The sequence below is a fragment of the Sulfitobacter brevis genome (genome assembly GCF_900112755.1).
In the GTDB taxonomy this organism is placed as follows: Bacteria; Pseudomonadota; Alphaproteobacteria; order Rhodobacterales; family Rhodobacteraceae; genus Sulfitobacter; species Sulfitobacter brevis.
Genome location: NZ_FOMW01000008.1, coordinates 1 through 23,784, shown reverse-complemented (window position 1 = coordinate 23,784; position 23,784 = coordinate 1). Strand labels below are relative to the sequence as shown.

Annotated in this window: 27 protein-coding genes; 4 read left to right on the top strand and 23 right to left on the bottom strand. The window is 56.7% G+C overall.

What is annotated here, in order from left to right:
• The first annotated feature begins 109 nt into the window (after window positions 1–109).
• Window positions 110–1,639, top strand: coding sequence for an IS21 family transposase (gene istA / locus BM174_RS11820; protein WP_093924078.1), 1,530 nt, complete (start codon window positions 110–112; stop codon window positions 1,637–1,639).
• 10 nt (window positions 1,640–1,649) lie between these two features.
• On the top strand, window positions 1,650–2,408 hold the full coding sequence (gene istB, locus BM174_RS11815; protein ID WP_093924077.1) for an IS21-like element helper ATPase IstB: 759 nt from the start codon (window positions 1,650–1,652) through the stop codon (window positions 2,406–2,408).
• Here the strand turns inward: istB and BM174_RS11810 are convergent.
• The 5 genes from BM174_RS11810 to BM174_RS11790 all read right to left on the bottom strand — a co-directional run bounded on the left by BM174_RS11810 (window position 2,399) and on the right by BM174_RS11790 (window position 8,589).
• On the bottom strand, window positions 2,399–2,722 hold the full coding sequence (locus tag BM174_RS11810) for a response regulator transcription factor (protein WP_245766344.1): 324 nt from the start codon (window positions 2,720–2,722) through the stop codon (window positions 2,399–2,401). The two genes, istB and BM174_RS11810, sit on opposite strands and share 10 nt — an antisense overlap.
• A complete protein-coding gene (locus tag BM174_RS11805) occupies window positions 2,719–4,194 on the bottom strand; it encodes a sensor histidine kinase (RefSeq protein WP_093924076.1) in 1,476 nt (491 codons plus the stop codon). The genes BM174_RS11810 and BM174_RS11805 overlap by 4 nt, the downstream gene beginning before the upstream one ends.
• A gap of 617 nt (window positions 4,195–4,811) precedes the next feature.
• Entirely contained in the window at window positions 4,812–5,159 is a 348-nt protein-coding gene (locus tag BM174_RS11800) for a 2Fe-2S iron-sulfur cluster-binding protein (protein WP_093924075.1), read from the bottom strand.
• A gap of 60 nt (window positions 5,160–5,219) precedes the next feature.
• On the bottom strand, window positions 5,220–6,584 hold the full coding sequence (locus BM174_RS11795; RefSeq protein WP_093924074.1) for a selenium-binding family protein: 1,365 nt from the start codon (window positions 6,582–6,584) through the stop codon (window positions 5,220–5,222).
• Between the two features lie 439 nt (window positions 6,585–7,023).
• Window positions 7,024–8,589, bottom strand: coding sequence for a winged helix-turn-helix domain-containing protein (locus BM174_RS11790; RefSeq protein WP_093924073.1), 1,566 nt, complete (start codon window positions 8,587–8,589; stop codon window positions 7,024–7,026).
• A gap of 120 nt (window positions 8,590–8,709) precedes the next feature.
• Between BM174_RS11790 and BM174_RS11785 the strand changes: the two genes are divergently transcribed.
• A complete protein-coding gene (locus tag BM174_RS11785) occupies window positions 8,710–9,258 on the top strand; it encodes a hypothetical protein (RefSeq protein WP_093924072.1) in 549 nt (182 codons plus the stop codon).
• A 206-nt stretch (window positions 9,259–9,464) separates the two neighbouring features.
• Window positions 9,465–10,547 (top strand): PLP-dependent cysteine synthase family protein, encoded by a 1,083-nt coding sequence (locus BM174_RS11780; protein WP_093924071.1) that lies wholly within the window; start codon window positions 9,465–9,467, stop codon window positions 10,545–10,547.
• 656 nt (window positions 10,548–11,203) lie between these two features.
• Here BM174_RS11780 and BM174_RS11775 read toward each other — a convergent pair.
• The 18 genes from BM174_RS11775 to BM174_RS11685 form a co-directional block, all read right to left on the bottom strand.
• Complete coding sequence (locus BM174_RS11775) at window positions 11,204–12,697, bottom strand: sodium:solute symporter family protein (protein ID WP_093924070.1); 1,494 nt, start codon at window positions 12,695–12,697, stop codon at window positions 11,204–11,206.
• Window positions 12,694–12,879, bottom strand: coding sequence for a hypothetical protein (locus BM174_RS11770; protein ID WP_093924069.1), 186 nt, complete (start codon window positions 12,877–12,879; stop codon window positions 12,694–12,696). Before BM174_RS11770 ends, BM174_RS11775 begins: the two co-directional genes overlap by 4 nt.
• 748 nt (window positions 12,880–13,627) lie before the next feature.
• Window positions 13,628–14,110 carry a hypothetical protein gene (locus BM174_RS11760; protein ID WP_093924067.1) on the bottom strand — a complete coding sequence of 161 codons (483 nt, stop codon included), beginning with the start codon at window positions 14,108–14,110 and terminating at the stop codon, window positions 13,628–13,630.
• Window positions 14,107–14,718 carry a thioredoxin domain-containing protein gene (locus BM174_RS11755; RefSeq protein ID WP_093924066.1) on the bottom strand — a complete coding sequence of 204 codons (612 nt, stop codon included), beginning with the start codon at window positions 14,716–14,718 and terminating at the stop codon, window positions 14,107–14,109. Before BM174_RS11755 ends, BM174_RS11760 begins: the two co-directional genes overlap by 4 nt.
• The gene (locus tag BM174_RS11750; RefSeq protein WP_093924065.1) at window positions 14,715–15,155 is read right to left on the bottom strand and encodes a copper chaperone PCu(A)C; all 441 of its coding nucleotides are present in this window, start codon (window positions 15,153–15,155) and stop codon (window positions 14,715–14,717) included. The genes BM174_RS11755 and BM174_RS11750 overlap by 4 nt, the downstream gene beginning before the upstream one ends.
• Window positions 15,155–15,799 (bottom strand): SCO family protein, encoded by a 645-nt coding sequence (locus BM174_RS11745; RefSeq protein ID WP_093924064.1) that lies wholly within the window; start codon window positions 15,797–15,799, stop codon window positions 15,155–15,157. Before BM174_RS11745 ends, BM174_RS11750 begins: the two co-directional genes overlap by 1 nt.
• A 57-nt stretch (window positions 15,800–15,856) precedes the next feature.
• Entirely contained in the window at window positions 15,857–16,129 is a 273-nt protein-coding gene (locus BM174_RS11740; protein WP_093924063.1) for a hypothetical protein, read from the bottom strand.
• Window positions 16,130–16,151: 22 nt separating this feature from the next.
• Window positions 16,152–16,418, bottom strand: a complete 267-nt coding sequence (locus tag BM174_RS11735) for a hypothetical protein (protein ID WP_093924062.1) — start codon at window positions 16,416–16,418, stop codon at window positions 16,152–16,154.
• Window positions 16,419–16,509: 91 nt separating this feature from the next.
• Window positions 16,510–16,983, bottom strand: a complete 474-nt coding sequence (locus BM174_RS11730) for a c-type cytochrome (RefSeq protein ID WP_093924061.1) — start codon at window positions 16,981–16,983, stop codon at window positions 16,510–16,512.
• Entirely contained in the window at window positions 16,980–17,111 is a 132-nt protein-coding gene (locus BM174_RS21590) for a hypothetical protein (protein ID WP_281244854.1), read from the bottom strand. The genes BM174_RS11730 and BM174_RS21590 overlap by 4 nt, the downstream gene beginning before the upstream one ends.
• Before the next feature lie 7 nt (window positions 17,112–17,118).
• The gene (locus tag BM174_RS11725) at window positions 17,119–17,610 is read right to left on the bottom strand and encodes a DUF411 domain-containing protein (protein ID WP_093924060.1); all 492 of its coding nucleotides are present in this window, start codon (window positions 17,608–17,610) and stop codon (window positions 17,119–17,121) included.
• A gap of 1 nt (window position 17,611) precedes the next feature.
• The gene (locus tag BM174_RS11720; RefSeq protein WP_245766343.1) at window positions 17,612–18,511 is read right to left on the bottom strand and encodes a beta propeller repeat protein; all 900 of its coding nucleotides are present in this window, start codon (window positions 18,509–18,511) and stop codon (window positions 17,612–17,614) included.
• A 931-nt stretch (window positions 18,512–19,442) separates the two neighbouring features.
• Window positions 19,443–20,693 carry an MFS transporter gene (locus BM174_RS11710; RefSeq protein ID WP_093924058.1) on the bottom strand — a complete coding sequence of 417 codons (1,251 nt, stop codon included), beginning with the start codon at window positions 20,691–20,693 and terminating at the stop codon, window positions 19,443–19,445.
• 40 nt (window positions 20,694–20,733) lie between these two features.
• Window positions 20,734–21,369, bottom strand: a complete 636-nt coding sequence (locus BM174_RS11705) for a type 1 periplasmic-binding domain-containing protein (RefSeq protein WP_093924057.1) — start codon at window positions 21,367–21,369, stop codon at window positions 20,734–20,736.
• Complete coding sequence (locus tag BM174_RS11700) at window positions 21,356–22,333, bottom strand: lysylphosphatidylglycerol synthase transmembrane domain-containing protein (protein WP_177209470.1); 978 nt, start codon at window positions 22,331–22,333, stop codon at window positions 21,356–21,358. Before BM174_RS11700 ends, BM174_RS11705 begins: the two co-directional genes overlap by 14 nt.
• A gap of 240 nt (window positions 22,334–22,573) precedes the next feature.
• Window positions 22,574–22,981: a MerR family transcriptional regulator gene (locus BM174_RS11695; protein WP_093924055.1), complete on the bottom strand. Its 408-nt coding sequence runs from the start codon at window positions 22,979–22,981 to the stop codon at window positions 22,574–22,576.
• Window positions 22,982–23,045: 64 nt separating this feature from the next.
• Complete coding sequence (locus BM174_RS11690) at window positions 23,046–23,372, bottom strand: YnfA family protein (RefSeq protein ID WP_093924054.1); 327 nt, start codon at window positions 23,370–23,372, stop codon at window positions 23,046–23,048.
• Window positions 23,373–23,481: 109 nt separating this feature from the next.
• A partial coding sequence (locus tag BM174_RS11685) for a MerR family DNA-binding protein (protein ID WP_093924053.1) occupies window positions 23,482–23,784 on the bottom strand: 303 nt, incomplete at its 5' end.

The following is a 23,784-nucleotide window of genomic DNA, read 5'->3' as shown; positions in this document are numbered from 1 at the left end:
ATTTTATCCGGCCAACGATTCCGGGGCATCCGGCCACCCCCTGTGACGTGCTGCTGCGAGGCAATCTGTAACCGGCTACCTTCCGCTCTTTTGGCACGAAGGAAGCCCGATGAAGAGATTGTCTATGCGGAAGATTCGAGACGTTTTACGGCTGTCAGCGGAGGGTCTGTCGACCCGACAGATTGCGGCAAGCTTGGCGATTGGGCGCACCACACTTCAGGGTTATCTGGATCGCGCTCGGGACGCTAAGGTGGTCTGGCCGCTGCCGCCAGCTATATCTGACACCGACCTTGAGCGGCTGATTTTTCCGCGGACAGCGCGTGATGTTTCAAATCGTGCGACCCAGCCTGAATGGGCACATATCCACCGCGAGTTACGTCGGAAGGGCGTAACGCTGTCGCTTTTGTGGGAAGAATATCGCGCAGATCACCCCGAGGGATACGGCTACTCCCGATTTTGCGAACTTTACACGCGGTGGGAAGGCAAGCTGTCGCCGGTGATGCGTCAACGTCACCCTGCTGGCGAGCGCCTGTTTGTCGACTATGCCGGCCACACCGTGGATGTTGTCTGTCCCAAAACCGGCGAGGTGCGCACAGCGCAGATCTTTGTCGCAACGTTGGGCGCGTCCAATTACACCTATATTGAAGCGACGTGGACGCAGAGCCTGCCGGACTGGATATCGAGCCATGTGCGTGCCTTTGGCTTCCTCGGGGGTGTGACGGCGCAGGTCGTGTCCGACAACCTGAAGGCCGGGGTCACCAAAGCGTGCTTTTACGACCCTGTGATCAACCGAACCTATGCGGATCTCGCCACACATTACGACACAGCCGTTGTGCCCGCGCGGCCGCATAAACCAAAGGACAAGGCAAAGGTCGAAGGGGCGGTCTTGCTGGTCGAGCGCTGGATTCTGGCGCGGTTGCGCAATCGGCAGTTCTTCAGCCTCGGGGATGTGAACGCTGCCATTCGCCCGCTGCTTGATCAGCTCAACGAGAAAGTCTCGCGACATCTTGGGTCCAGCCGCAGGCAGCTGTTCGAGCAGTTGGATAAGCCCGCTCTGAAGCCGCTGCCGACGGCTCCCTATGTCTATGCCGAATGGAAGAAGTGCCGAGCGGGACTCGATTATCACGTCGCGATCGACAAACATTACTACTCCGTGCCCCATCAGTTGCTGAAGAAAGAGCTGTGGGCCCGCTTCACCGCCCGCACGGTCGAAGTCTTTCACGTTGGACAGCGTGTTGCTTCCCATGTGCGCACCTCTGGAAACGGCAAACATTCGACACAGCGCGACCACATGCCGGCGCACCACAAGTTCCGCGAGGATTGGACACCACAACGTATCATCGTACGGGCCGCTCGTGTCGGGCCGAATGTCGCCACCTTCGCAGAGGTTGTGATGCGTGAACGCAAGCACCCCGAACAGGGCTACCGGAGCTGTCTGGGCGTCATTCGGCTGGCCGACAAGTTCGGTGCCGACCGCCTTGATGCGGCGTGCCGCCGCGCGCTCGAGATCAACGCCCGTTCTTACTCGTCACTCCAATCCATTCTCAAGAATGGGCTGGAGAGCAAGCCCCACACCCGCGCCACGGAGGAGCCTGCCATCACCCATCCCAACATCCGTGGCGCCGATTATTTCCATTGAAAGGAACACAATGCTTGATCACCCAACCCTCGATCATCTGAAGGCCCTGCGGCTGGACGGTATGGCCGAAGCTTTTGCCGAGCTGCAGGCGCAGGATGCTGCAGCAGACTTCAGCCACGCTGAATGGCTTGGCTTGCTCGTTGATCGTGAGGTCGCCAGCCGTGAGACCAAGCGGTTTGAAGCCCGGATGCGCTCCGCCAGGCTGCGTCATGTGGGCGCCTGCCCGGAAGATGTCGATTACCGCGCGCGCCGTGGTCTCGACAAGGCGCTGTTCCAGAACCTGCTCACCGGTAGATGGATCACCGACAAGCGCAATCTGATCATTACCGGCCCCTGTGGTGTCGGCAAAACTTGGCTCGGCTGCGCATTGGCGCAAACGGCCTGTCGCGACGGTGTCACTGTGGCCTACAAGCGGATGCCGCGTCTCTTCGAAGAACTCGAACTGGCCCATGACGACGGGCGCTTCCCCCGCCTGTTCCGCAGCATCACCAAAGCACAGCTGCTCATCCTTGATGACTGGGGGCCAGACCGACTGACCGCCACGCAACGCCGGGATCTCATGGAGCTCGTCGAAGAGCGCTACGGCCGCGGCTCAACCATGATCACCAGCCAATTACCCATCAAGGCTTGGCATGACGTCATCGGGGAGCCGACGTTCGCTGACGCCATACTTGATCGCATAGTCCACAACGCATATCGCATCGAGCTGGAAGGGGCGTCTATGCGCAAAACCATCGCTAAAATGGATGACGAAATGCCTCAAACCTGATACCCGAAACACGCTGCCTTACGGCAACGCGTCACAGGTGGCCGAATGCGTCGGAACAGGTGGCCGGATGTTCCGGAATACGCAGTAGGCCATGATACGCCTCGATCGGTCAGCTTTTCTTGGAGTTTCAGGCCCGAAATAGCGGGCATCCTGATATCGAGGATCAAACATCCCGGCGTCAGGTCTGCCGATTGCATCAGGAATGTCTCGGGCGATGCAAAGCTACGCACATTCAGCCCGACAGTTTCCAATAGTAGGCTCAGCGCGTTGCGGACGGCCTCATCATCATCAACAAGGTAAACATAATTTGTCATGGTGCCGCCGTCTTGTTTGAGCGCGGAAGAGATAAACGAAAAGTGGTCTGGTCGGTGCCGTCCAACAGAATGATATCACCGCCCATTTCCTCAATCAGCCTTTGACACAGCGCGAGGCCCAGCCCGGTTCCGTCCGGTCTACCTGTCACGAATGGTTCAAAGACACGGGACTTGAGGTGGTCAGGCACTCCCGGCCCGGTATCGCTGACATCCAGAACAGCCGACGGACCATCAACACGCGTGCTGATCGTGACCTTTGCACGGTCCGAGGCTTCAAGGGCGTTGAGCACCAAATTAAACACAACCTGTTCCAACTCGACCGGATCGGCGTCGATAAACAGGGGATTATCATGCAGCGATAGTCTAATTGTAGCCCCCTTCGTTTTGGCCTCCAATGCCAGCAGGTTCTGAACGCTTTGGGCGGCTTCATGGACAGAACAGACCTCAGACGGTGCACGGTTCGGTTTGCTCCAGCGTCGCAGGCGGTCAAGGATATTCGCCGCGCGTTGTGCCTGGGAAACCGTGTCGTCTAACACCGTGCTAAGGCGTTCAACATCACCGCGCCGTGCCAAGTGACGACCAGCCTGTGCTTGGCTGAGGATCGCAGTTAGCGGTTGCGCCAGTTCATGCGCCATGCCGCTGGCCATTTCACCCATTGCATTGACGCGGGAGGCATGGGCCAGTCGGGTCTCCTGCGCGCTCAGCTTGGCGCGGTATTCTGCCTCCTTGGTGCGCGCGCGTTGCTTGAACCCGAAGGCTGACAGCAAAAAGAGGGCCGTGACCGATGCGATGACAGAGACCACGGTCCCGACCGGCAAGAGGTCAGACAGCCCGATAGCCAAAGAAGTTTCAAATACCAAAGGCTGAGACACACTGCCAAGCGGTTTAGAAAACCCAGACTCAGTGGATGAAATCTGACCCACCAATGCCGTTTGGCCGTCCGGCGTGGAAAGACGCAAAGATGCTGATGGCGCATCCCAAAACGGATCGTCCGTGGCAACCAACGCGCGGGCGTTTATCACCAGCGCCAAACCGTGCTGCGCCGCATCAGAATTGGGCGTGCGTTTCACAAGCAGATAGTGATCCGGCAGGTCTGGCACCTGCCCGATTTCCAAAGCTCCGGTTGAGCGGAGAGCAAGTTTAACTACCTGTGCCTTTGCCTGAACTGACAGACCAGGGTGCGTTTCGATCATTGGTTGGAACTGGCCATATGGGACGATGTTTACCGACGTAATACGTGGATAGAACCGCATTATCGTTGCGGCAACATCCAGCAACAAATCTTGTCGCTCCACCCCGCCTGCAACAAAAATCGCGGACAAAGACGTCAAATGGGCATCGTGCTGATCCGCTCGTTGGGAGGCCAAGCGGTGCAACGTTGCACTTTTAACCGTCAGCTCACGCACCAAGTTCTGCCGTTCAAAAAACGCTACCCCACCAAGCGCGAGTATGACGGCAATTGCCCATACCATAACGTTTCGCCAGTAATTTTTTAAGTATGAGACAGCCATTTGCATTCATCGCAGGTGCGCGCGCAAACACCAATCCGTATTTCTACGGTTACAAGGCGCGGCCGCGATGACAACTCGATTGAGATTCTTTGCACAAGTTATTTGTCACCTTCACGCCTTACTCAAGCCTGAGCCACATGAGCGGGCAATGATGCACAGTGCAGCATTCGGAATTTTGGCCTCCAAGCCGCCTTCCGCACCGCAGCACAAATACTTGTTCCGTGGCTGCTTGAATTTCAGCTTTCGCCATCGACACACGGCAACCTCGAACCTGTAGCGAATGCACACTTTCCGCCCTTTTTCCCGAATGCTTCGGTGGCGGAATTTCGACCCAAGCGACATTTTTATTATCTTATTTCTCGGTTCACGACGCCATGGAAGGTTTGGAAAACGGGCGTTGCTGTGGCTGCATGGTATCAACGTTCCAGCCCCCTTCGCCATCAAGGACTGCGAAATATTGTTGCGTAGGTTCGAATTGGTTTCTGGAGCCTGACCCTACCGAAATCTTAGCTCCCATCCGCAAATGCATTCGCCTCCAGTTAGACGCGGCCAACATTCATTTCCCCCGACACGTCATTTCACTCGTTTTCGTTCAAGCTGGACACAGCGGCGACGCTGGCAAATGGGTTCATATAAAGGCGGTCGTGGCTTTCCACGCCGACGTCAAATACGCAATCTTCATTCGGACGCGCGACGCAAAGCAGCACGTAACCTTCGGAAACCTGCCGTTTGTTCAGCGCCGTCCCTTTGGGCTGACGCACAGACCCCAAAATCATTTTGGCTGCGCAGGTAATGCACCCGCCATATCGGCAGGCAATGGGTAAAACGTATCCTGCTGCCTCGACCACGTCGATGATCGCCTCGTCTTGACCAACGTCAAAAGACAGGCCGCCGCGATTGCGAAATGTAACCTTGTGCTTGTGCATGGGCTTCCCGAGAAAATTCACCCCTGCTCAGCAGAGCAAGGGGAATGATAGAATGCGATTTCAGATCCAGATGTCAGACGAACAATCGCCACCGGGATAACGGGTTTCGTGGGCCCTGGACGGTCCGTGAGGCTCATCATTGAAATCAACGAGGAAATCGTCACGGATATTCATGCCGCCATTTTCGGTGTCACAATCGACCACCAGCATAAGCCCACCATTGTCCTTCATCGATGGATAAAATTGGTTATCCCAGGTCGAGAACAGCGATGTGGTGACGTACATGCGCTTGCCGTCCAGCGACAACTGGATCATCTGGGGGGCACCGTTCACAGTTTTGCCGTTGACCTCTGGCGCTTTTCCGAGCGATCCGCCGATCCAGACCTGACCGGTCAGTTTCGGGTTCGCAGGATCGGATATATCGTACTGCCGCAGATCTCCGTGCAACCAGTTCGAGAAGTAAAGATACTTGTCGTCCATCGACACAAGGATGTCCGTGATCAGACTTGGCATCGGGACTGGAAAATCCTCGACATCGACCGTGGGGACATCGATCACTTTGGTCACCTCGATCTTACCGTTGTCCTTGTGAAAATGGAAAATATTTGACGCCAGCGCCGCCCCGACAAAGCCGTGGGTACTGTCAGGATTGTGGTGAAAACGCGCCTCGAGCGGGATCATGCCTTCCGGTCCAAGATCGATGGACTGCTCAACCTTACGGTTCTCGAAATCCCAAAAATGGATGTGCTGGCCGTATTTCCCCCGTGCCACATCGTCCAGATCAAATCCCGGCATGAAGGTGTTGGGCGCGGCCCATTCCGTCGAGATCATCATGTTGTGGCGTGGCTGATACCAGAAATCATAGTTGTATTTCATTTCGCCGAGATCTTTTTCCCAACGACCGAGAATGTTGAAATCCTTGTCCAGATGAAGAAAACCGCCCGGTCCGTTGCCATCAGCATCGCCAAGCATCGACACGATGATATCCGCGCCAAGGCAATGCACCGTATGCGGGGCGGAAAGATTCGTTTTGGCCTTGATCTCATCGCCGTCGATCGTCTTGAAAAGCGTCGGCTTACGCGGATCGGTCGCAGTGTCGACAATGTAGAAATTTGTGGTGCGCACGCCGGGAATGATTAGATACTTGCGTTCCATGCTGCCGTCGGTGTTGCACGACGAGCAGGCGTTCCAGCCCATATGGTGCAATTCGTCGCCAATAACGGGCATTTCGGTGCGATGGATCACCTGACTATACGTCGGACTGTTTTGATCAACATCAATAGTCGCCAGATAATCAGGCTTTTCGACACCGGTTCCGGTATAAATGCAAATCGTGTAGACAACTTTTTCGCGTGGTGCCTTGATGGCGTCCTGCGGCGATGCGTAGCCAGGACCTGCACAGCAACTTCCGTTTGGATCAGACATGTCTTTGCTCCCTTTAATGCTGAAATATTTTCTTAATTCCGCCTTTTCCTTCGACCTTATCAAAACCCTTGGACGTTCCGCCCTATCGTGGCAGAAAGTATCAATTTTGTCCTCAATAAAACTTTTTGACGCTTTGGTGGCGTATGACGCCTCACTGAAGCCTCGCGACACCCACAAATACACTGGGAGTTTACAGGGCTCAGCCGCACAAGGGCGAGGGACAGCATAGCCTTGGCCCGATCGGCCCTTAGCCGACCTTCGGCGATTATCCAGCAAACGGCAGCTAAGCTTCGAGATTTCCAAACTTCGCCTGCAAATCAAATTCTGGGGACTACACAAATCTTAAATAAAAATGCTTCACTAAAATTTGCCCCATCCGGAAAATGGGTGCCAGCATGCAGCGCGTCAAAAATGGTCAGGCAAAGGTCCGCTCCACGTTTCAGTCGTTTTTCAACCCCACTGAAACCAGTGCCGACGCCATCAGAGCGCGTATCTCGGTGTTCTCAAATGGAAAGGCATTGAAAAACATTGCCACCGAGGTATCCGGCCGTCGCTCTCGCATTGCCTTAGCCCAGTATTGTGCTTTTTCATCATCGCCTCTGATCTTGCAAATCATCGCGGCGATGGCCCGGATTAAAAAGTGGGCGCCCGGCGCGCGTGCCCCTTTTTCTGCCCAAAGAAAGGCATTGTCGTAGTCTTCAAGTTGTAGATAGGCCAATCCGCGAGCGCATTGCATCGCATATAGGAGCGGATCGAGTGGACTGAGAGCAATGGCTTTTTCGAGTTGTGCCAGTGCCTCGGTCCCTCTTCCCGCCATGACGTCAGCCCAGCCATGCGCATAGAAACCCTGTGCGAAATTCGGGCTAAGCTCGACTGATCGGTCGATCCAAGGCATCCCAGCCTCCGGGTCGCCCCTGAGCCAGTGCGCCCGACCCAATGTAAAATTACCAAAAGGGTCTACCGGATCAATCTCGACACATTTCTCTGCAAAGCGGCGGGCGTCGCTCACGTCTTGCGTCGTGTCTGTGGTGTACCTCAGAAAGGCTGTCTGAAAACTGGTAAAGGATCGTGCCGCGTAGGCCCGCGCAAACCCGGGCTCGAGCTGCGTCGCGCATTCAAAATGGCCTGCAGCAATCTGGTTGTCGGTCTTGTTGAAGCGGTACATGTGCTGCAGACCAAGGTGATAGATGCCCCAGGCATCCAAGTTTTCGGGCGGGCGCAGGCGGGCACGCTTGGCCTCGTTCAGGGGCACGTGCAGTTCGAGCGCCGAAATCACATGTGTCACGATTTCGTTTCTGGTTTTGTTCACGTCACTGACCGTTCCGGAGAACCGTTCGCTCCAGATCACGGCCTGAGTGCGGGTATCCGACAGTTCCACCGACACCGCGATCACAGCGCCGTAAATCTCCACCAGTCCGGTAAGGCAGTAGTGCGCGCCAAGTATTGCGTGGATAGCGGACAAGTCCGGATCGTCGTGCCGAAAGCGGAATGTCGACCCCCGTGAAATCACCGTCAGCCACCGCAAGCGTGACAGGCAGGAAATCAATTCGGTCGGAATGGCATCGGCGATGGCGCTGTAGGCTTCGGAGTATCCGACCATTCGAAACGGCAAGATGGCAATCGAAGGACGCCCGGAGTCAGCCATCGTATCGTCAGTCGGCATTTGGGCTTCGGAAGCCTTGGCCTGCGCGGGCAAAGCTACATGAGCGATTCCGACAAAACGCACACCGCGACCACGTAGCGTTCGGATATACTTTTGTGTAACCCCATCATCGCCAAGAACTTTGCGCGTCGTCTTGATCACCGTGGAAATGGCAGCTTCGGACACGATCCGTCCCCCCCAAATCTTTTCGACGATCTCGTCCTTGTTGACCACACGGTCCTGATTCACCACCAGGAGCGAGAGCAACTCTAACGCCCGCGGTTCGATCGCCAAGTCTTCTCCCGACTTGAGCAGCAAGCCCCGATCAATGTCCAGAGTGAAAGGCTCAAACTCGTAGCGCATATATTCTCCTTAGTCGACTGCGAGCAATTCACCAAGAAAATCTCAAGTTGTCCTCAAGCACACGCAATCGCGATCTGGTAGATATTGCTCAGTCATTCATGCATCACAGGAGAGTTCAAAATGTCGAAAATATCAAACCTCACTGCCGTTGTTATCATGTCCCTTGTCGGCACCACCACGAGCGCCGCCGCCGAAACGGCCGAGGACAAGATCGCACGCGCAATGAGCGCTGCTCCGTCGGATATCAGTGATGACGCCAGGATCATGGATGTTGACGGCACAATCCTGCGCGAAGGATCGAACGGGTGGGTGTGCTTGCCGGGCATCGGTCTGATCCCCGGCGATCAGCATCCGATGTGCAATGATGCTGTCTGGATGAAATGGATGACAGCCGCGGGGTCAGGGTCTGCGTTTTCGACTGACGTCGTCGGCGTGTCCTACATGCTGATGGGCGATGCTATGGTGAACAACGACGATCCGATGGCCACGGACCCCAACGGCGGTGGCGTATGGGTCCAGGAAGGACCCCACACAATGATGCTGTTTCCGAACATGGACATGCTCGCCGATCTCCCTCGCGATCCTTTTGCCGGAGGTCCCTATGTCATGTGGGGTGAAACGCCGCTGGCGCATGTCATGCTGCCTGTCGAGGCAAAGACGGCGCCCTGACAAGAATGGCGACACAAGGCACAATATCTGCAATTCTCACCCCAGCTGACCGCCAAGCGGCCTGTCGACGCAGCGGATGAAAACTGTTGAGCGCCGGGATCAAAGAGAACTTCGGCGAAGCAAAGCAAAGGTCCCCGGCCAGAACGACGAAGTCTGTGGCCGGGCTGCAGACCGCACTTGGACCGCAACCAGTGAAAGGACAATTCATGCCAGCCGACGCAGCAATCAGGACCACCAAAGGCCGTGGACGTCTTTACGACAGTGTCCTCGAGACCATCGGCGATACCCCCGTGATCCGCATTAATAACATTCCGACCTATGGGGCCACGATTTACGTCAAGGCCGAAGCGTTCAATCCAGCGGGTTCCGTCAAGGACCGGCTGGCAGTAAACATCATAGAGGCGGCGGAACGGTCCGGTGCCCTGAAACCCGGTCAAACAGTTGTTGAGGCGACCAGCGGGAACACCGGGATCGGTCTCGCGATGGTCTGCGCCCAGAAGGGATATCCGCTTGTCGTGACAATGGCAGACAGCTTCTCGGTCGAGCGGCGGCGCCTCATGCGCATGTTCGGTGCCAAGGTGGTTCTGACCCCGCGTGCGGAAAAGGGAATCGGAATGTACCGCAAAGCGGTCGAACTGTCTCAAAAGCACGGTTGGTTTCTGGCGTCGCAGTTTGAAACCGAGGCCAACGCCGACATTCATGAGAGCACTACGGCACGGGAGATCATCGCAGATTTTGCTGGGTCGCGGCTGGACTATTTTGTGAGCGGCTATGGCACCGGTGGCACGGTTACAGGAACGGCACGTGTCCTGCGCAAGGAGCGGCCAGACACCAAGATCATCCTGACAGAACCTGCAAATGCGCAGCTTCTGGGCAGTGGTCACGCGCAGGAACGCAACGCCAATGGCGCGCCCACACTCAGCCATCCGGCTTTTGAGCCGCATCCGATCCAGGGCTGGACACCGGATTTCATTCCGGCAGTGCTGCAAGAGGCAATTGACGGCCAATACTACGACGATCTGATCCCGGTCACTGGTGCCGACGGGATCAAACTTGCACAAGAGTTGGCCAGCAAAGAAGGAATCTTCACCGGCATTTCGGGTGGGTCGACCTTTGCCATCTCGCTCGCGGTCGCGGAAACAGCCCCCGATGGTGCCGTAATCCTGTGTATGTTGCCAGACACCGGAGAACGCTACCTATCTACGCCGATGTTCGAAACCATCGAAGAAAACATGGATGACGATGAGCTTGCGATCTCACACTCCACACCCGGTGCCCAGATCGGCTGAATGGGAAACGTATTAATATTTTCGAAACAACGAGCCGTCGCCGCACTGGCGCGCTTACCATAAAAAATGCGCGATGTTTCCCAGCTTTCCGATGATCGATGAACTGATCTCCGGACTCGTGTTGGCGTTCGTGAGGATCATTTTTATCCGCCAGAAGTTTTGCAGGAAATACGGCCTTGGCAAAATGCCATCCCAGTTGCCGCCAGACACGTAAAGTGTCTGTTTTCATCGACACCCGCGCCCAAAATCGAATAGCGCTTACAGAAGTCTCCGCTGAGCAGACATTCATAGTTGCTGCAGCGAAAGTCGGCTGTCCGCCCTTTGTAAGTGTGTCACTCCCTGCCCACGCCCGTAGTTTACTAAAACTCCCTGCGACAACCCGGTCTTCATCAAGTTGCAATTGACGTGACGCGCAGAAGTTCTCAAACCGGACAGCGGCAAGTCCGAAGCCGGATTGATCTCTAAGTACGCAATGCCTTTCGCCCAGAGCCAACTTACGCAGGCTCCATTCTGGAAAGGAATTGGCCAATGTCTAAGCCAGCATCACCTAAACAGCATTGTAGGGAAGAACATACAATTGTTCGGCGCGAATACTTTGCGCGTCGCCGACAGTGCCCTTGTTGCTGAAATCTGACCTATTCAATAGCTTTCGTAATCTATTTCAAAGCCCCCAACTTAGGGTGGAGTATCCCCTTTGGATCCGGTGTCTCGTCGACGAACCCGTCGGTGACTGATGCGGCAGTTGGCTTGGTGACAAGGCTGATCACAACGAACAATAGAGACGACATTGGCAGACCCAGCACGCCGGCATTCAGGCCAAACAGGCTGTTGCCGGTCAGATACATCCAGATAACGAAGACCGCGCCCCCCACGATGGATGCCAGCGCCCCCATGGCCGTGCCGCCCCTCCAGAAGAAGGCACCGACGATCGCAGGTACCACAACTACGAGACCGGCCGAGGCTGCGACCGAGAGTACTGCGATCATGGAAAACTCTGCTGCTGCGAAGATCAGCGCCAAGATCGAGATCACCGGGATCACGAACTTGCCGATCATCAGCTGGTGGCGGTCGTCCTGAGACCCGCCCAAGTTGCCATAAACATCGCGGGCAAAAACCGACGACAGCGTCAGCAGGATTGAGTCGATGGTCGAGACGGCGGCGGCCAGAATGCCCACCATCACGGTCACACCCAGAACCGGCGGGACATAGTCCGACGCCAGCAGGGTCGCGGTCGCGAGGTCAGGCTGTTCCAGCGTTGGGAAGGCAACGAAGGCGGCAAAGCCCCAGATCACCGACACGATGGTGTAGATCAGACCGAAGCACAAAAAGATCAACAGCATCCGGCGCAGCGCCACAAGGTTCGCCGGCATGAACAGGCGTTGGCTGACCTGCGGGTTCGAAATAGAAAAGAAGAACCAGGGCACTGTCAGCCCCAGGAAGGTCTTGAAGCTGAAAAGGCCGGGTCCGGGGACCTGTAACATCTCCGGCGTCGTTTCGGCGATCGTGCCAAACATGGCGGTGAAGCCACCCAGTCCCTGCACGACCAGAACCGCCACCATGACCGAGGCGACAATCATCACCAAAGCTTGAAGGCTATCGGTCCACATGACGGACCTTATGCCGGCAATATAAGAAAAAACGATCGCCAGCGCGGTTGCAATGATGATGCCCGTCATGAAAGATATACTGCCATCGGTCATGCCCGACAGAAGATACCCGACACCTGACAACTGTACGGCGGAATAGGGGATCAGGAACACAAGGCTCGTGATCCCCGCCGCAATCGCGACGCTGCGCGAGCCATAGCGGTGGCCCAGCATCTCTGACGGCGTGACGTAGCCGTACTTTTTGCCCGCTCGCCAGAACCGCGGCCCGAAGATTGCGACCAGAGAGACGCCGGCGAAATAGACAATCTCGAAACCCAATGCGCCGACGCCACCGCGATAGGTCAACCCGGCGAGGCCGATCATCATGAAGGCGGAATAGGTTGTGGCCGAATAGCTGAGGGCTGATATGATTCCCCCCATCGACCGGTCGCCAAGAAAGTAGCCCGACATCGAGGTCGCTTTCCCCTGCCGCGAGATCCAGGCGACAACCAGCGAAATGACGATATAGATGAAAATGCCGGTCACGACATAAGAGGTGTTCATCTGTCATCCTCGGTAAATCCCGCCATGGCGGCGGCATTGAGGAGGACGATGGCGACACCAGCGAGGCACCAGAACAGGAAACTGCCAGTCCAGGCGGCAATCTGTCCGATAAAAAGGTATGGCAGAGCGTAGCAAGCGATGATCACCACTCCGATCAGCAGCAGCGCAATCTTGCGAAGCATGTTCGTCCCCTTTTGAGATATGAGTGTCAAACGTCTGTTGCGGATCATCGCAGTTGGTGTTGCGGGAAACGGCTGTAGCCCGAAACATCAGTTTAATGGATTTTGGTTGGGTAGTCAGCACACCAATCAGCATGACGGCTGCACCGACGGGGCTGGGCCATTGCGATCTCAAGCACCGTCACTTTTTTAATCTTTAATGGCGCAGTGTAGAATGTGCCGCGGTAAACAACGGGCGGTATGTTATGCTGAGCCTCCCCGCCCGAAGCAGTGCCGTTAAGCCCATTAACGAACCCGAGGAAGAATGGTTCACCTGCTACCGTAAAATCGGCGGTCAGGGCGGACTGATGCAATCAATTATCCGCCATTGTGCGGCCAACGGGCTGCCGCAGTTCCCCTCTCTGGTTGTGCTACAGAGTGAGATCAAGTTGTGGCCAGACACATGATCACGAGCACCAAAAAAACGAGGATCAGTAACCACCAGACTCCATGCCAAACATCATCCCATCGTCCATTATTTCATATTTCTCTCAATTATGCCTAACGTTGAAGTTAACTCGTTGTTTGGATGATCAATTTCCAGCGCCGGAAGGCTGCAAGTCAGATTTATTCAATCCATCCCGGATCCGTAACGTCTTAAGCAACCATCAAGAAAAGACGCTGAGGTGCTTGGCACCAGTGGAAAAACGCACGGCGACACCAACGAGATCGTCCTGTAAGAAGTGCCACTATCGCCCTCAGCGAAGAGACTTCAAGCAAGCGCAGTTCTTCGGGTCTCGGGCCACTGTTTCACAGCGCCAAGGTAAGCCAGTGTGGGAATGACCACCCATTGCAGGACCGGCGTCAGGCCGGCATCGATTATTGGAATGACCGGCATGATCTCGCGGTACGCCCAAGCCTCGCGCACAACAATGTTTAGCCATTCGCTGAAGATCGTATATCCGACGCCAAAGGCAATCACCGCCAACAAAACCGGAATAGTCCGTTCCCGCGGCCACGCCCCCGTGCCGAACACAAACAGCGCCAGCAGCAGGCTGCTCATGGCAATCAACACATCGCCCCCAGTGCAGTGCACAATGGCAAAAGTAATTTCGCCCCACGTGCCCTCGACCCAGATTGTGTAAAGCGGAATATGTGCGGCTTCCCAGACCAGATGCCCAACCAGTGTGAATAGCGCGAAGCGGCGCATCGCAGAGAGCCAGTCTGGCTTGTCGATCATGAGCGATGATGTCATAGCAGCCACCCGAAAAGACGCTGGAACATACCGGGCTTGGGATGAGGGTGCGCGTTAGTCAGCCCGTTAATGTAAAGAATGAGGTTTAGCGGTACAAACTCGGAATCGTGGAATATTCCCACCTGATGACCCGCGCGGTCGAGCAAATGGATCATTGGCGCACCACCAATTCGGTCGCTACTGGTGGCGAAAGCGGCGACCAAGTCACCCATAGGCTTTCCATTTGACGCCTGAGCAACTGTCCAGTTTTCGAACTCTGTGGGCGTTCCGGCCTCCCCATCGTTCAGCGTCACGAACTGTACCATCTCGCGCATCGGACTTGCGTTCAGGGAGGCGAGCGTTTCCGCCAGCTTGGCTTGTTGATCTGCGCAAGGCGCTCCGCATTCGGCTGGCACGAAGCTGACGGCAACGATTTTCCCGTGCAACTCCTCCAGCCCGACACCGTTGCCGGTATCGTCCTTCCATTCGACCGCTGGTGCAGGACGTGACGTAACAGGCTCGAAAGCTGCTTCTTTCGCGACCATCACCTGGTTCAGGTTCTCCCCCGGATGATTGGCCAAAGCAGGCGTTGCGACCAAAAGGGCGAGCGCCAAGGCTGTCGACCTCATTGCGTCGCCTCCACAGGACCTTTGGAAGCGATGCCGAGGATCGGGACATCTATTGTCACCTCACCACCGGTCTCGAAGGTCAGGTCCAAAGGGAATGTTTCGCCTTCCAGCAGCTTCTCGGTAAGGTCCGTCAGCATGATGTGCATGTCTCCCGGCGCCATCGTGACGACCGCGCCAGCCGCGAGCGGAAGCGTCGCCAGAGCGCTCATCCGAGCGATGCCATCTTCCCCGGTTTCTACCGAATGTATCATGGCAGCTTTTGCTATAGGTGTACTGACAGCGAGTAGAGTATCCGCAGGGTCAGCATTTATAGCCAAGTATACAGCCCCCGGACGAGAGGCGAGTATGCTCGCGCGCGCCCATGGGGCGGTTACGGTAACATCGGCAAATGCGGGTGTGGCAAATAGCGTTGCCGCTATCAGAACAGTTCGGATCATTAACTTCTCATTTCTTTTGCTATGCGAATGGTTATTTCTTCGGCCAGTGCGTCTGCCGGTTGGTTTCCTTCAAGAAACACTGCCTCGAATCTACCATCGGGGCGCATCAAGTAGATGTGGCCGGCGTGGGCCATCAGGTATCCGGCGGGGGCACTCTCTTCTTCGAACCGCTCGTAGTAGACCTTGAAAGCTTCGGCGGCCTCTGCCACCTGTGCTTCGCTTCCCGTCAACCCAATTAGCCGGGGATGGAAGGCCGCGACGTATTCTTTCAAGATCTCAACCGTGTCGCGTGTTGGGTCTACCGTCACGAAGAGCGGCGCCACATTCTCTGCCTTCGGGCCCAGTTCATCCAGCACAGTTCCCATGTAGGCCAGGGTTGTCGGGCAGATGTCGGGGCAATGCGTAAATCCGAAGAAGACGAGTTGCCAGCGGCCAGCATAATCGCCTTCCGTGACGGATTGGCCTTCGTGGTTGGTCAGGGAGAACTGCGAGCGAATGTCGGCCTCCCCCGTATAAGTCACTTTGTGCGAAGGGTCATCGCCCATGCGGAAGGCGGCAAGGCCCAGCGTCAGAACGGCGGCAGTGATGGCGCCGGACCACAAGATAATACGGAGCTTGCGATGGGCTGAAGTGATCTGGGTCATGGAGTATTTCTTTCACAGTAAGGCCCATCCGGCCTTGCGACCAGGCGGGCCAAGAGTTCAACCCTTGTCGACTTCGGGCTCGGCTGTTTTCATATCTTCGTTCATGGATGCCATCATCTCGGTGCAGGCCTCCATCATCGGGCCCATCTGCGCCATCATCCTCAACATGGGCATCATGCCGTCCATGCTGGCCATGCCTCCCTCCCTCATTGAATGCTCTTTGCTCATCGGCATATCGTCGGCCTGAGAAGTTGCGTCCTGCGCCTGTGCAGATGTTGTTAGCAATGCGGCGGTCAGCGCGGCGGCGAGTAGATTTGTTTTGTAAGTCATCCTTAGTCCTTTCAGGTGAAGTTCAATCATTGGATATTTCCGGCTTCAACGCCGGATCGTTCTTGGCGCAGGAGGCAGAACCTCCCCGCATGCACAGCCCCAGCGCGCACATGGCAGCGCAGGGAGCGAGGCTAAGGATCAAAGGCGCTAAACCGACGGCGGTAAGCCAATCCCAGTTCAGGGCGCTTCCTCCGCCAATGGTGGCAAAGCCCACCAACATCAGGGTCTGGCGCCGCGAGGGCATGGGTATTGAAAATGTATCGCGGCCTTTATTTGATACCTGTGTCATCGGCTGGTTCGTCCTTTTAAGATAGCGAGTTTGAAAGAAGCCACACGCGGCGTGGCAACCAAGGGGGCAGCGTGGCCTGCAGGCCTGCTCATTATCCACCCTCATCGTTCGCTGTTACTTCCGCTTGAAAAGCCCGCTCACGCTCAGGCCACGTGCTTTTGATATATGCAAGTATCGCAACGATCTCAGCGTCGGTCAGCGTGCCTTCGAAGGCAGGCATGTCACTTTCGTAGCCGGGGACGACAGCGCCGACCCCGTGCTTGGTGATGGTGAAAAGCTGTCGGTCCGCGTGGTGCCAGGTATGGCCGTCCGCATCATGAGGCGGAGCCGGCATGCGGCCATTCTCCAACCGTCGCCGCCAGTCCGGCTGCCCTTCAAGCTTAGCGCCATGACAGGAGGCGCAGGTTACGGCATAAATACTCTCCCCTTGCTCGATCAGCGCAGCGTCCACTGGCTCGCCGAGAACGGTGAACGCCGAGGTCTCCTTCTCGACGCTAACGGTCCAGACAGCCACGGCAGCCAGTGCCGCGGCGCCCGCCAATCCTGTAAAGATGAATATCTTCATGAAGGTCTCCGAAGAAACTTGACCAAGGCCAGAACGCTCAGCACCAGTACCGCAATCACAAGAAGCAGCAGCACCCCACCGATCCCCATCATTGCGGCCATCATTGGTCCGCTCATCATGTCCATCATCGGACACTCACTCATCGGAATAGACGGAGACCCCATCCTCCCCGAATGCGTAGGTTTTAAGTGTGCCGCTTTTGCCCGCCATCCCGGGCGCGTTGTTGGGCATGCCGGGGAGCGTGATGCCGGTGATCTCGGGCCGTTCCGTGGTCAGGCGCTGGATAATTTCAGCGGGCACCAGACCGCTGACGTAGTATCCATCCACTTCAGCCAAATGGCAGCCGAGACCTTGCTCAGGCACGCCGACCTCCACCGAGCGCTTGCCAAAGTCGCGGTCGTCAATTCGGGTGACGTGATAACCTTCGTCCTCCATGTAATCGGCATAGGCATCGCAACAGCCGCAGGACGGATCGCGCCAGATGGTCATCTGCCGGTCAGCCGCGACTGTAACGGCAGTGTCAGCCGCAGGCGTGCTATCACTCTCGGCCATACCGAAGGTGGCAAAGCCGAGGATGCCAGCGGCGGTGAGGGCAGCAGCAGCGCCCAGTGTAAATTTAGTGTTCATATCAGATATCCTTAATGTGGGTTGATAGGGTCCATGTCGCGCCGCCATCCCAGCTGATGGAGAGGCCGCCGCCGCGGGCTGCGGCAAGGTTCATAGGGTCAGAGGAATTGACGGCAAGGGCGCCAATGGCGCCGGTGGAGGCAAGCGCCCAGTCCACGCCCCCGTCGGTGGAAACCCACAAGCCGCTCGTAAGCCCGGCATAGATCCGTTCGGGCGCTTCGGGCGCGAGGGCGAGCGCTGCGACAAGCTCGCCAATGGGCAGTGGTGCCGTCGAAGGGGGCGTCTCACCGGCGGCTAATGCATCCATCGCATCGCCTGCGGTCACGTCCTGCCAGCGGCAGAAACAATCCGGCACGCGGGTCAGCCCGACTTGCGTTCCGGCATAGAGCCAGATGCCGCCCATCCCGGAAGGATTGCCGACGGAAACAAGGCTCAACACATCATGTTCGACCCCATCGAGGTAAGGCCGATCCATCACGAACTCCCAAGTTTCACCGGTGTCTTGGCTCCGCCAAAGACCGTCCCCCGCGAGCGCAGCATAGACCATGCTTGGCTCAAGCGCAGCCATGGTCAGTGCGGTGATTTGCGCTGCCGGAAGACCGGAACCGACGGTGGCCCATGTAAGGCCTCCATCGACGCTGCGGCTCAAGCCACCGTCCTTGAGCGTCGCAAGGATCGTGCCCGGCTTCGCCGAGTGGTTGGCGAGGGCTGTTACAGCCAACGCATGTGACACACGCACGACATCGCCTGCGTCGGAGATCCGCAATAAGTCGTGGTCAGTAGCAACTACGACGGTGTTGTCCTCCATGCAGATCGCACGAATTGAGGACGTGTGTGTTGACGAAAAGGATACGCTTGGCAGGGCCAGCGTAATGCCAAACGTGGCGATACCACTGCTCATCACATACCTGCGCGAGAGCCCGCGCGATTGATTTATAGACATGAAGGTAGTTCCCGAAGGTGACGGTAAGGGTCGATCGCACACGAGCCGAAATTCGGCGGCGCTGCGGGACCAAGCCGTCACCCTACGGTGCGGCCGGTCAGCTCAGGAAGGTGCTTCGAGGCGGAAATGGATCGTGCCCCGGTTCGATACCCGTGAGATCAAGATTGCTTGTCATCCACAAAAAGGACGTTTCCACGGCAATCGGTTCCGATTGGGAAACCTTTCCTGTCAAGAAAACAGGCGCTGTGCAGTCCATGTCGCAGACAATTACATTTGGACCCTCTGGAGTGCATGCGGGACACACGCTGTCTTGCTCAGCGTCGACCACAGAGACTGAATTGGCCATATCGAGTGACATCTTCGCGCCTGCCAGATCATGCAAGAGCACGCCGCTCAAAAGAGCAACCGAAAGGCAGAGTGCAGCAAGGCGGACTAAGAGGCGCATTGACCCCATCTAATGTCCACGCCCCCGTTTGTCGATGCCCCCACCCTTTCTCGCTCATCACAATTTCCTGAGGGACGCAGCGCAGGAAGTGTGCTGGTCACGGAGGTTCGGGAATCTTTGAAACCGAGATCGATGTTTACTGAGTTCAGTTAGAGGTCCGCGTGTCAAAAAATTCCGCATTGGCGAAAAAAATTTATGGCAAACTGTCTGACGTCTGTCCTCGCCTGCATTCTGAAATGTCCAATAATCAGAATTCATATAGGCTTCGCGGCAACTACAGCAAAGTCCGCTTAGCAGACTTCCATGCATAACGCGGCGAATGGCGGCTTCCCCCGTGTCCCGAGTTTGCTTCCAATGACGAAGCGTCGATCCCACGCAAAGCGAAATCCAATGGGTAGGAATTGTCGCCGTCGGCGCAAATCTGTATTTCGAAGCGACGAAGAGCTACGCCCCCGGCACAATCCGAGAAATGCGTACCAGCAGGATCAATTGCGCGACTGCGGCAAGAATGGCTACGACAAAGACGGCTTGGATTGCGATCAGCGTGACAAGGCCTGCGCCGAAAATCGGCAAAAGCGCCGCAGGCGAGGCCAGCGCATTGAAGTATGCCGAATAGGCCGGACGCCTGTCATCCGGTGATATTTCCATCAGGTAGCCAAGATAGCCGATCGTCACGCCGTTCATCATCGCACCGATGACCATAAACAGCGCCATGTATGCCCAAAGACCCGCGCCCAAACCTAACAAAACCAGTACCAGCAGCGGTGGCACGATCCGGATAAGCGCCACGGTCTGCAACATCCGCAACTTGCCAGCGCCAAGTTTGCCCCAGACCGGGTTGGAAACCAGAGCACCAGCGGTCTGCGCCCCGAGCAGCAGGCCGACGTCGGCAACAGTCACACCGCTACCGTTCGCTGCGACGACATAGAACGGCAACGCCATCAGGGTCGCGCCGCCCAGCCACTGGGATTGGAGGAACAACCGGAATCGGCTATCAGTCCTCAGGACAAGCCAACCGCCGCTTAAGAACGCCCGCACATCCTGCGGCGGTTTGCGCCCAGCCTTGGGGCGTATTATCGGCGGTTCACCCGCCGAAACGAACAACATCGAAGACAGGATCATCAACAGTGCTGCCAATCCAAAAATTAGCGCATAGGCCTGAAGACTCGGTAAAACATCGAGCGTCATGCGCACAAAGGCAGCGACTCCAAGTGCGAAAATACCGCCCCCAAAGAAACGCCATGCCAACATCCGGCTGCGCGCCTGTGATGGGATCGACCGTCCAACGATATCGTTATACGGCACCGCGACGACTCCGCTGACAAAGGCGTAGAGCGTCCATAGCCCCAGAAATACCCATCCCAGTGCGACCGCAGACATGCCAGCACCAAACCAAAGCAGAAGAGCGATCAACCCTGCCATCAACGCCCGCCCAAAGGCACCGAAAACGTAGAACGGCATGCGTCTATGTGCGCGTTCAGCCAAGAAACCGACAACAAGTTGTGGTAGAAGCCAGCCCAGACGCAGCACAGCGCTGGCAAAGCCGACGGCAAACGCGCTGCCCGTCAGTTGGAAAACAAGGCTTGCCACGATGGTCGCGGAATCGATCGCAGCACTTCCCGCTTGAAAAGCAGCGCCTGCACCCGCGATGCGCCAGAAGCGGCCGCGCTCGGTCGTGTGGTCCGATTTCCCCATTACATCGACCCAGCACAGGTTTGTCGCATACGATCCATGGTCATGGCCAATCTATTCCGTCGGTGGATCGATCGAGCGTTTTTCGCAAAGCCTCGATATCATGCAAGCCACCGCTGTCGCGGACAGCACGATCAATGCGCAGGGCTGCGTTATACCCTTGGGCTGCCTGCCTGTCGGGTGCGCCGTCATACGCGGCGTGGTAACGCGCGGCAAAACTGTTTGGGGATGAGAGCGCATTGCCGCTCCAGATCTCGGCAGGGGGCAGTTTACCCGGTGTGATGACCAAGGTCCCGTCAGCAGCGATGCGCGACGGTGCCACGTCCGGTCCGCTGAAATCCACGATCACCGTTGCGGCAGTCGTGGGGGCACCTTTGAGCCAAGTGATGCCTTCCGCAGCGTCTACGGGTTGGACGCGGATAAACAGATCAATGCCGCCAAGATGCCCGTCCGAGGTTTCGGCCGCGTGGCTGTCACGCTCACTGGCGGCCACGCGCATACCTTGGATTGCCGACGCCAAATTCAAAGGCTCCGCTGCTGCCGTCGCATCTAATGTTACGACGAAACTGTGGGCTGATGCCACATTTGGTGTCCCAGTGAAAAGAGCCGCGAGCGCAAGACCGATGGCGGCAACCACCGACCGACATGTCGGCAAGAGTCGTCTGTTATTGTCCGGCATGCACGATCTCCTGATGCCGGTTACGGATGTCGAGACCCGATTGCCACAATACGATCAGGCCGCCCCCGACGACCACAATGATCGATATCATCCAGTTGAACAGGATCATCAACAACGCTTGTTCTTCAGGGACACCCAAAAGGTTGAAGGCAAACTCCGACCCGATCACAAAGCCACCCGGCACCCGTATGAACCGCGTCAGAACCAAGGAAAAACCAGCAAATACCATCAGGAAAAGATAGTCGAACGGGGCAAGTACGATGCCGACAGCCAGACCCGCCCAAACGTAGTGTGTGGCCGAGATGACTTTTGCCGCGACGGCACCCAACAGCACGTTCAACCGGTGCCTGCGTGCCTTGGGCCATACCACCCCATCACAGAGCGAGCCGCGCAACTGTGCACCATTGGCGCGAAACCACTTTGCCACCCAATCGAAAAGGCGGCAAATCAACGGACCGTCCTGAGCCAGCAACGTCCGAAACCGGAACAGCGCCCACAACAACCCACCAAACAGAACAAAATTGATAGCTCCTGCGACCGCAAGCCCCAGCTCCAGATTGCCACTAACCTGCGGTACTTTGCCCGCCATGGCGACAAGCCCCGCGAACAGCGCAAAAACCACACCATCAATGAATCGCGCGATGATCGTCGTAGACAACACCGTGCCCATCTTCAGGTCTTCCATCCGCGCGATCAACCACGAGCGTACCAGCGGACTGATCCCCAGCGGCACCAGCACATTGGCCCCATACCCGGCAAGCAATGCACCGGTTAACCGCAGGGTGCGCACCGGCTTGACGTCATGCAAAATCTGACGCCACTTCCAGCCGTTTGCGACCTGTTCCAGCAGGATCGTGCCTGTCAGCATCAACACCCAACCAAGATGTGCCTCGCGAAGACCGGTTAGAAAACGGCCGAAATCAAGATCTCGGTACAGCCAGAAGATCAGCGCAAGTGCGACCACGCCCCCAACCAGCGGCGGCAACCAGCGGCGGACAAGGGTACGGGACGGCGGTTTTGGTGAAATGGTGTCGATGATAATCTCCGGTCGGGGTTTGTCAGTGTACCTCCCATTCACCCTCACGAAGGACAGGGCGTAGATCTATGGTCGCACTGATGCGGTTGTTGATTCTGGTGCAGGTTAACCGCCGTACCGTGGTACGGTGTCAACAAAAGTCTTCGTATAACACGACTTTCAGACCGATCACTTCGGCCGCTCGATGGCACCGATGATTGAACAGGCACCAATGTCGCCATTTCCGGGGCAACCGTCGATCAATTCGTCCAGCAACGTCGCTATCTTTTGCAATCCCTCCAGACGTTCCTGAACTTCGCGTCGTTTTTGGACCGCCAGCTTACGAACGTCGCGGCAATTGGCGTCAGCACGCGCCCTTAAAGAAAGCAGATCTGCGATCTCGCTAAGAGAAAAACCGATACCTTGTGCGTCCTTGATGAACCGCAACCGGCTCACCGAAGCAATGTCGTAGAGACGCGGGCGACCGTCCGCAGGTTTTTTCGGCTGGGACAGCAAGCCGCGGCGTTCGTAGTATCGGATCGTCTCGACACTCACTTGCGCCGCTCGTGCCGCCTGTCCGATTTTGAGATCGGTCATTGTTTCATCCTTTCAATCCTGGTCCGTTTTGCAACATTATAATCGCCATCCACTTCGGCATCCCTCACATACTGCGCGGAGCCCAAAGGATTACGCCTGCACCGGCAAGGCAAATGACGGCTCCGATGACGTCCCACTGGTCAGGCCGGTGACCCTCGACCACCCAGAGCCAGAGAAGGGACGATACAATGTAGACCCCACCATAAATGGCATAAGCGCGTCCTGCCTGATCCGCGGGACTGAAGGTCAACAGCCAGGCGAATGCCCCGAGAAGCAACATCCCCGGCACCAGCCAGAACACGCTTTTGTCCAATCGAAACCAAGCCCAGAAGGCGAAACATCCCGCAATTTCGGCCAGCGCCGCTAAGAAGTAAATTAGAACCGTCTGCATTTATAATTTATCCGTTCCACAGAGAGGTCGATCAATTTGCGCTCACTCATCCGCTAACAACGGATCGCTTCCGATCAACCACTCTGTTGTCTCACAAACGCTCTTCCATCTATGTTTCGAGAAGCGCGTCGATGACAGCACATTCCGGGGCAGCATCACCGGTGCAGCGGGCGACGGTCTCTGACAGGACGCGCTCGATCCGCATTAGATCGGCGATCTTCTCCTGCACATCCTGAAGATGGCTCTCGGCAACAGTTTGAACCTGAGCACAGGTCTGGGTCCGATCATCGACCAATCCCAACAATCCCCTGATCTCTTCCAATGAAAAGCCAAGATCGCGGGAGCGCATGACGAACTTCAACCGTCTGACATGGGCATCATCATAGCATCGGTACCCCTTTGCGCTGCGCGG

What these genes read in the sequence shown, in the direction of transcription:
- BM174_RS11695 (WP_093924055.1), bottom strand. Translation starts at nt 22,981, where the DNA reads ATGACCGATCTCAAAATCGGACAGGCGGCACGAGCGGCGCAAGTGAGT.
- BM174_RS11775 (WP_093924070.1), bottom strand. Translation starts at nt 12,697, where the DNA reads ATGAACACCTCTTATGTCGTGACCGGCATTTTCATCTATATCGTCATT.
- BM174_RS11720 (WP_245766343.1), bottom strand. Translation starts at nt 18,511, where the DNA reads ATGAGCAGTGGTATCGCCACGTTTGGCATTACGCTGGCCCTGCCAAGC.
- BM174_RS11780 (WP_093924071.1), top strand. Translation starts at nt 9,465, where the DNA reads ATGCCAGCCGACGCAGCAATCAGGACCACCAAAGGCCGTGGACGTCTT.
- BM174_RS11760 (WP_093924067.1), bottom strand. Translation starts at nt 14,110, where the DNA reads ATGACATCATCGCTCATGATCGACAAGCCAGACTGGCTCTCTGCGATG.
- BM174_RS11805 (WP_093924076.1), bottom strand. Translation starts at nt 4,194, where the DNA reads ATGGTATGGGCAATTGCCGTCATACTCGCGCTTGGTGGGGTAGCGTTT.
- BM174_RS11730 (WP_093924061.1), bottom strand. Translation starts at nt 16,983, where the DNA reads ATGAAGATATTCATCTTTACAGGATTGGCGGGCGCCGCGGCACTGGCT.
- BM174_RS11795 (WP_093924074.1), bottom strand. Translation starts at nt 6,584, where the DNA reads ATGTCTGATCCAAACGGAAGTTGCTGTGCAGGTCCTGGCTACGCATCG.
- BM174_RS11810 (WP_245766344.1), bottom strand. Translation starts at nt 2,722, where the DNA reads ATGACAAATTATGTTTACCTTGTTGATGATGATGAGGCCGTCCGCAAC.
- istB (WP_093924077.1), top strand. Translation starts at nt 1,650, where the DNA reads ATGCTTGATCACCCAACCCTCGATCATCTGAAGGCCCTGCGGCTGGAC.
- BM174_RS11740 (WP_093924063.1), bottom strand. Translation starts at nt 16,129, where the DNA reads ATGACTTACAAAACAAATCTACTCGCCGCCGCGCTGACCGCCGCATTG.
- BM174_RS11800 (WP_093924075.1), bottom strand. Translation starts at nt 5,159, where the DNA reads ATGCACAAGCACAAGGTTACATTTCGCAATCGCGGCGGCCTGTCTTTT.
- BM174_RS11790 (WP_093924073.1), bottom strand. Translation starts at nt 8,589, where the DNA reads ATGCGCTACGAGTTTGAGCCTTTCACTCTGGACATTGATCGGGGCTTG.
- BM174_RS11785 (WP_093924072.1), top strand. Translation starts at nt 8,710, where the DNA reads ATGTCGAAAATATCAAACCTCACTGCCGTTGTTATCATGTCCCTTGTC.
- BM174_RS11705 (WP_093924057.1), bottom strand. Translation starts at nt 21,369, where the DNA reads ATGCCGGACAATAACAGACGACTCTTGCCGACATGTCGGTCGGTGGTT.
- BM174_RS11710 (WP_093924058.1), bottom strand. Translation starts at nt 20,693, where the DNA reads ATGGGGAAATCGGACCACACGACCGAGCGCGGCCGCTTCTGGCGCATC.
- istA (WP_093924078.1), top strand. Translation starts at nt 110, where the DNA reads ATGAAGAGATTGTCTATGCGGAAGATTCGAGACGTTTTACGGCTGTCA.
- BM174_RS11725 (WP_093924060.1), bottom strand. Translation starts at nt 17,610, where the DNA reads ATGAACACTAAATTTACACTGGGCGCTGCTGCTGCCCTCACCGCCGCT.
- BM174_RS21590 (WP_281244854.1), bottom strand. Translation starts at nt 17,111, where the DNA reads ATGATGGACATGATGAGCGGACCAATGATGGCCGCAATGATGGGGATC.
- BM174_RS11770 (WP_093924069.1), bottom strand. Translation starts at nt 12,879, where the DNA reads ATGCTTCGCAAGATTGCGCTGCTGCTGATCGGAGTGGTGATCATCGCT.
- BM174_RS11735 (WP_093924062.1), bottom strand. Translation starts at nt 16,418, where the DNA reads ATGACACAGGTATCAAATAAAGGCCGCGATACATTTTCAATACCCATG.
- BM174_RS11690 (WP_093924054.1), bottom strand. Translation starts at nt 23,372, where the DNA reads ATGCAGACGGTTCTAATTTACTTCTTAGCGGCGCTGGCCGAAATTGCG.
- BM174_RS11755 (WP_093924066.1), bottom strand. Translation starts at nt 14,718, where the DNA reads ATGAGGTCGACAGCCTTGGCGCTCGCCCTTTTGGTCGCAACGCCTGCT.
- BM174_RS11750 (WP_093924065.1), bottom strand. Translation starts at nt 15,155, where the DNA reads ATGATCCGAACTGTTCTGATAGCGGCAACGCTATTTGCCACACCCGCA.
- BM174_RS11745 (WP_093924064.1), bottom strand. Translation starts at nt 15,799, where the DNA reads ATGACCCAGATCACTTCAGCCCATCGCAAGCTCCGTATTATCTTGTGG.